Genomic DNA, 5,492 nt, shown 5'->3' with positions numbered 1-5,492 from the left:
ATGCCGACCCGCTCCAGCGCCTCATCCACCTTGCGCCGGTCCTCCTTCGACGCGATCCGCAGGAAGCCCATATGGCCGTAGCGGCCCATGGTGACGACGTCCTCGACCAGGACCGGGAAGTTCCAGTCGACCTCCTCGGCCTGGGGGACGTAGGCCACCGTGTTGGCCTTGAGCGCCCGGCCGGCCGGCGCGCCGAACAGGCGGACGCTGCCGCGGGCCAGCGGCACGAAGCCCATGATCGCCTTGAACAGGGTCGACTTGCCGCTGCCGTTGACGCCGATCAGCGCGCAGATCGAGCCTGCCGGCACCTGGAAGCTGGCATCGTGCAGTGCGGTGAAGCCGTTGCGGTAGGTGACGGTGACGTCCTCGACGGCGATGGCGGGCGCCTCGATGCCAGGGGCGGTCATCAGGAGATGAACCCCGTGACGATGGTCTGGGTGGTGACGCGCAGCAGGTCCAGATAGGTCGGCACCGGCCCGTCCGCCTCGCTTAAGGAGTCGACGTAGAGGACGCCGCCATAGGCGGCACCGGTTTCCTGCGCGACCTGGCGCGCCGGCTTGTCCGACACCGTGCTCTCGCTGAACACGACCGGGATCTTGTGCTCGCGCACCTGGTCCACGACCTTGCGGACCTGCTGCGGCGTGCCCTGGGCATCCGCGTTGATCGGCCAGAGATAGAGCTCCCTCAGCCCGTAGTCGCGGGCCAGGTAGCTGAACGCCCCCTCGCTGGTGACCAGCCAGCGCCGCCCTTCCGGCACGCGCGCCAGGGCCGACCGGGTCGCGGCATCCACGGCCCTGATGCGCTCCGCATAGGCCGCCGCGTTGCGCGCATAGACCTCGGCATTGCCCGGGTCATGCTTGGAGAGCGCGTTCTTGATGTTCTCCACATAGATCAGTGCGTTGGCGGGCGACATCCAGGCATGCGGGTTCGGCTTGCCCTCATAGGGCCCTTCGCCGATCGACATGGGCTCGACCCCCTCCGACGCCACGACCGCCGGCACATACATCAGGCGCTCGAAGAAACGCTCGAACCACAATTCGAGGTTGAGCCCGTTCCAGACCACCAGGTCGGCGTCGCGCGCCCGGACGATGTCGCGCGGGGTCGGCTGGTAGTTGTGGATCTCGGCGCCGGGCTTGGTGATCGATTCCACCACCGCCGCATCGCCGGCGACGTTGCGCACCAGGTCGGCGATCACGGTGAAGGTGGTGACCACCTTGAGGCGACGGTGCTCGTCCGCCGCCGCCGGGGAGGTCGCCAGCACCAGGGCCAGCCCCAGCACCGCCAGGGGCAGCCATCGCCAGTCCCGATACCACACCATCCATCCGCTCCATTCTTGGCCGACGCCAAGAAAGATGGTCATATGTGAAAAACTTGTCCAGTAGCAACTTTATGAGCCCGAGCCAGATTTCTCTCATCGGTCGACACCCGGCGGGCCGCATGCTTTCTCCGGGGAACGATGACGACGGGCAGTGGAGTTGCAGGCAGCCTTGGACGAGCAAGTGATGGGTAGCGGGCAGGGCGAGCGTGAGCGGATCGGACGGCATGCCGAGCAGTTCGCGCGGGTGCGCCGGGCGCATCAGTCGGAGATGGCCGAGGACTATGTCGAGATGATCGCGGAGCTGATCGCCACCCAGGGCGAGGCGCGCGCCACCGACCTGGCCGAGCGGTTCGGCGTCGCACCCCCGACCGTGGCCCGGACCATCCAGCGCCTGATCCGCGACGGGCTGGTTACCAGCGCGCCGTATCGCGCCATCTTCCTGACCGAGGCCGGCCACGAGATGGCCGCCCACGCCCGCGCTCGCCACCTGCTGGTGCGCGACTTCCTGGTGGCGCTGGGCGTGAGCCCCGACGTGGCCGAGATGGACGCCGAGGGCATCGAGCATCATGTGAGCGAGGAGACGCTGGCGGTGTTCCGCCGCTTCCTGGACCGCTCCTGACACCGGCTCAGAAGGCGACCTGCAGGCGCATCTGGAAGATGTCGGCATGCTCGTCGCCGCCCGTCTCGGGCGCGTCATCGACCTCGGCGCGCACATAGTTGGCCATCACCCGGACGTTCTCGTCCGGATACCAGTTCAGGCCGAGCGTCAGGTCGCCCTGGCGACCGCCGGCCACGTCCTTGTCGTCCAGGTCGATCCCGCTCAGGCGCCCGGCCAGCTCGAACACCCCGTAGCCGCCTCTTGTGACGCGCTGCGCCTCGTCCAGCTCCACGCCCTCGAACCGGCCGAGTTCCCCGCCATAGCTGGGCAGCTCCGTGCCGTAGGGACGGCCGGGCCCGTTGATGACCCAGGCGAGCATCACATAGCCGCCCTGGAAGTCCGGGTCGCCCTGGCCGCCGTCGCGCTCGACCTGGGTGAAGACATACTCCCCCTGCACCCGGACCGGGCCGCGCTGCCAGGCGGCCTCCAGGCCGAAGCGGGTCAGCGACTGCGCATCGTCCAGCGTGCCGGTGTCGACCAGGGAGGCGTTGAACAGGTCGGATTCCGGGGTGGTCGAGAACGACGCCTCGCCGGAATCCAGGTCGCGGTAGCCGACCGAGCCGCCCAGATGGACGATGTCCCGCTCGGTCCGGACCGGCGCATAGGTGACGCGCGCCGTGATGCCGGTGCCGCCATCCTCGAAGCTCTCGTTGATGTTGCCGCCATAGATGCCGGCGGCCGCGGTCCAGTCGTCCTGCGCCGCCGCGATCGCCAGGCCGACATTCCGCCCGGGCGCGAAGGCATTGGCCACGGATCGGCTCATGAATTCTATGTCGTTGTCGCTGGTCACCTCCTCCAGGCTGAACGGCTCCTTGACGTTGCCGACCGTCACCACGACCGGCTGCCAGGCCACGGCCAGCGCCACGTCCTTCAGCGGCGCCTCGTTGTCGGCCAGGTCATACTGGTAGGCGCCGTTCAGCCACCCGTCATAGCTGCCGGACAGTTCGAGCCGCGCCTGGGTGATATCCACGTTCTTGTCGAAGATGTCGTAGGCGTCGTCGTCGCTCACGCTGCCGTCACCCAGGTCCAGATAGAGCCGGCCGCCCAGGTTCAGCTCGGCGCGGCCTTCCAGGAAGCGCAGCGTGATCCCCTCGCCATCGAGCGTCAGCCCGTCCTCCTCCTGGGCGCCGGCCGCTTCGCTGCCCAGCAGCGCGAGGCAGCCCACCAGCCCGGCCGCCAGCCGGCCGCCGCCCTGGCGGTGCGGCTCCGGCCGGGTGAACCTGGTTGCCGGCCCTGGATTCTTATCCGACGAACGCATGATGCTCCCCTTGCTGGACTTGCCGCGGCTGGTGCCTGTGAAGATGGACGGAGACCGAAGTTGGAACAGGGCAGATGAGGCGCTGTTCGTCCCAGCTCGTCATGGCCGGCCTTGAGCCGGCCATCCAGTCTTGCGCGGATTTCTGGATGGCCGGGTCAGGCCCGGCCATGGCGAATGAGGCAGTCGGCGATGCGATGACAGATCAGCGTTGCTGTCGACGGCAGATCTCGATCCGCCAGTCGGTGTCAGCCCCCGCTCAGCCATCCAGCTTCTTCAGTGCTTCCGGCCGGTGCGCCGCCCGCTTGCCCGACTTGTTGCTCTCGACGATGAACTCGGGATGGTCCTTCGACGCGGCGACCTGATGGCCCTTGATCCTGGTCGGGCTGGTCTGCTTGCGGACGACCTTGCCGGTGCTGTGCCCGCCCGACGACTCCCAGCTCACCCGGTCGCCCCCGTGCAGATCCTTTTCCGCCGCCATCCGCCTGCTCCCTCGCCGTCTCGTCGCCACCCTCGGGAACGCACCATGATGGCACCCGTTCCGCAGCGGGCAGGCGGAGGAAGGGCCTTGAGCCGGGACAGCGACGACCATGCAGCGATCTGGCAGGCGTTCGACGAGGCGGTGAACATGACGCCGGCCGAGCTCGAGAAGTTCCTCGCCACCGAGGAAAGCCGGCAGGTGGGCTGGACGCACGAAGGCGAGACCGAGGCGGTCGGCCACCAGTCGGGGCGCCGGATCGTCGAGATCAGGCGCAAGAAGAAGAGCGAGCTGACCGACGACGACTACGCGCACATGCGCAAGGTGACGGGCTACGTCCATCGCCACCTGGCCCAGGGCGGGCCGAAGGAGGATGCCGCCCATTCGCGCTGGCGCTACTCCCTGATGAACTGGGGCCATGACCCGCTGAAAAGCTGAACGCCGGCAGCTCACGAATGGAATTGTTCTAGAAAGTAGCCTAATCCCTTCGGCTCTGTGAGGGATGGGGAAGGCAGGGGATGCGGTTCCCGGTGGGCCTGGCCGATGCCGGGCTGGTGCTGGTGGCGCTGGCTGGGCTGGCAGGTGGCGGCGTGGCCTGGCTCGCCGGCTGGACCGGGCTGGCGCCGCTCGCCTGGACCGCCGGCACCCTGCCGGTGCTGCTGGCCCTGCTCTGGCAGATCGTGGTCACGCTGCGCCGGGGCGATGTCGGCCTGGACGTGGTGGCTGCGCTGGCCATGGGGACAGCCCTCCTGTTCGGCGAGACCCTGGCCGGCAATGTCGTGGCCCTGATGTATGCCGGCGGCGAGCTGCTGGAGCAGGTGGCCGAGCGGCGCGCCCAGCGCGACCTCACCGCCCTGCTGGGGCGGGTGGCGCGCACCGCCATGCGCTATGGCCGGGACGGGCTGGCCGAGGTCGACATCGACACGCTCCTCCCCGGCGACCGCATCCTGATCCGGCAGGGCGAGGTGCTGCCGGTGGACGGCCGGGTCCAGCATGGCAGCGCCATGATCGACACCTCCGCGCTCACCGGCGAACCGCTGCCCCGGCAGATGGACCAGGGCAGCGAGGTGCTGAGCGGCACCGTCTCGGTGGGTGCCCCCTTCGACCTGCTGGTGCTCCGCCCGGCCAGCGCGAGCGCCTATGCCGGGATCGTGCGGCTGGTGGAGGCGGCGCACCGGGCGCGCGCCCCGGCGGCCCGGCTGGCCGACCGCTGGGCCATGGGCTTCCTCGCGCTCACCGTGGCGCTGGCGCTCGCCGCCTGGCTGTGGAGCGGCGACCCGATCCGGGCGCTGGCCGTGCTGGTGGTGGCGACACCCTGCCCGCTGATCCTGGCCGTGCCGGTCGCGATCATCTCCGGCATCTCGCGCGCCGCCCGGCTGGGCGTGCTGGTCAAGGGCGGCAAGGCGCTGGAGGCGCTGGGCCGGGCGCGCATCGCCGTCCTGGACAAGACCGGCACCCTGACCCTGGGGGAGGCCGAAATCGCCGGGATCGAGGCCGCACCGGGCTTCGATCCCGGCGAGATCCTGCGGCTCGCCGCCTCGCTCGACCAGGCCTCGACCCATGTGCTGGCGACGACCCTGGCCGAGGCGGCCCGGGCGCGCGGGCTCGCTCTCGCCGAACCGCAATCGGTCGCCGAGGAGAGTGGCGCCGGCCTCGCCGGGCGGGTCGACGGGCATGACGTGGCCCTGGGCGGCTACGGCTTCGTGCGCGCCCACGTCGCGGCCATGCCGCCGCGACCGGATGACGGCGACGCGGTGATCCAGGTGGGGATCGACGGACGCTA

7 protein-coding genes are annotated in these 5,492 nt (G+C 69.8%); 3 read left to right on the top strand and 4 right to left on the bottom strand.

Features of this window, described 5'->3' with window-relative positions:
• Both VNS22_RS04540 and VNS22_RS04535 read right to left on the bottom strand, forming a co-directional pair.
• On the bottom strand, positions 1–407 hold a 407-nt coding region (locus tag VNS22_RS04540), incomplete at its 3' end, for an ATP-binding cassette domain-containing protein (protein ID WP_325730050.1).
• Complete coding sequence (locus VNS22_RS04535; RefSeq protein WP_325730048.1) at positions 407–1,318, bottom strand: metal ABC transporter substrate-binding protein; 912 nt, start codon at positions 1,316–1,318, stop codon at positions 407–409. The genes VNS22_RS04535 and VNS22_RS04540, both read right to left, overlap by 1 nt.
• Before the next feature lie 184 nt (positions 1,319–1,502).
• Between VNS22_RS04535 and mntR the strand changes: the two genes are divergently transcribed.
• Positions 1,503–1,937, top strand: a complete 435-nt coding sequence (gene mntR / locus VNS22_RS04530; RefSeq protein ID WP_349261707.1) for a manganese-binding transcriptional regulator MntR — start codon at positions 1,503–1,505, stop codon at positions 1,935–1,937.
• A 7-nt stretch (positions 1,938–1,944) separates the two neighbouring features.
• On the opposite strand, the gene VNS22_RS04525 is transcribed toward mntR, so the two are convergent.
• Entirely contained in the window at positions 1,945–3,234 is a 1,290-nt protein-coding gene (locus tag VNS22_RS04525; RefSeq protein WP_325730044.1) for an OprO/OprP family phosphate-selective porin, read from the bottom strand.
• A 256-nt stretch (positions 3,235–3,490) separates the two neighbouring features.
• The gene (locus tag VNS22_RS04520) at positions 3,491–3,712 is read right to left on the bottom strand and encodes a DUF2945 domain-containing protein (protein ID WP_325730042.1); all 222 of its coding nucleotides are present in this window, start codon (positions 3,710–3,712) and stop codon (positions 3,491–3,493) included.
• Between the two features lie 87 nt (positions 3,713–3,799).
• Here VNS22_RS04520 and VNS22_RS04515 point away from each other — a divergent pair, with 87 nt between their 5' ends.
• Positions 3,800–4,147 carry a DUF3140 domain-containing protein gene (locus VNS22_RS04515; RefSeq protein ID WP_325730040.1) on the top strand — a complete coding sequence of 116 codons (348 nt, stop codon included), beginning with the start codon at positions 3,800–3,802 and terminating at the stop codon, positions 4,145–4,147.
• Positions 4,148–4,227: 80 nt separating this feature from the next.
• Positions 4,228–5,492, top strand: a 1,265-nt coding sequence (locus tag VNS22_RS04510) for an HAD-IC family P-type ATPase (RefSeq protein WP_325730038.1), incomplete at its 3' end; no start/stop codon positions are given.

It is taken from the genome of Geminicoccus sp. (genome assembly GCF_035556675.1).
Lineage (GTDB): Bacteria > Pseudomonadota > Alphaproteobacteria > Geminicoccales > Geminicoccaceae > Geminicoccus.
The sequence above is the reverse complement of the archived record's forward strand: the minus strand, read 5'-3'. Positions and strand labels throughout refer to the sequence as shown.

Coding starts and splice junctions, on each gene's coding strand:
- VNS22_RS04535 (WP_325730048.1), bottom strand. CDS start 1,318: ATGGTGTGGTATCGGGACTGGCGATGGCTGCCCCTGGCGGTGCTGGGG.
- mntR (WP_349261707.1), top strand. CDS start 1,503: ATGGGTAGCGGGCAGGGCGAGCGTGAGCGGATCGGACGGCATGCCGAG.
- VNS22_RS04525 (WP_325730044.1), bottom strand. CDS start 3,234: ATGCGTTCGTCGGATAAGAATCCAGGGCCGGCAACCAGGTTCACCCGG.
- VNS22_RS04520 (WP_325730042.1), bottom strand. CDS start 3,712: ATGGCGGCGGAAAAGGATCTGCACGGGGGCGACCGGGTGAGCTGGGAG.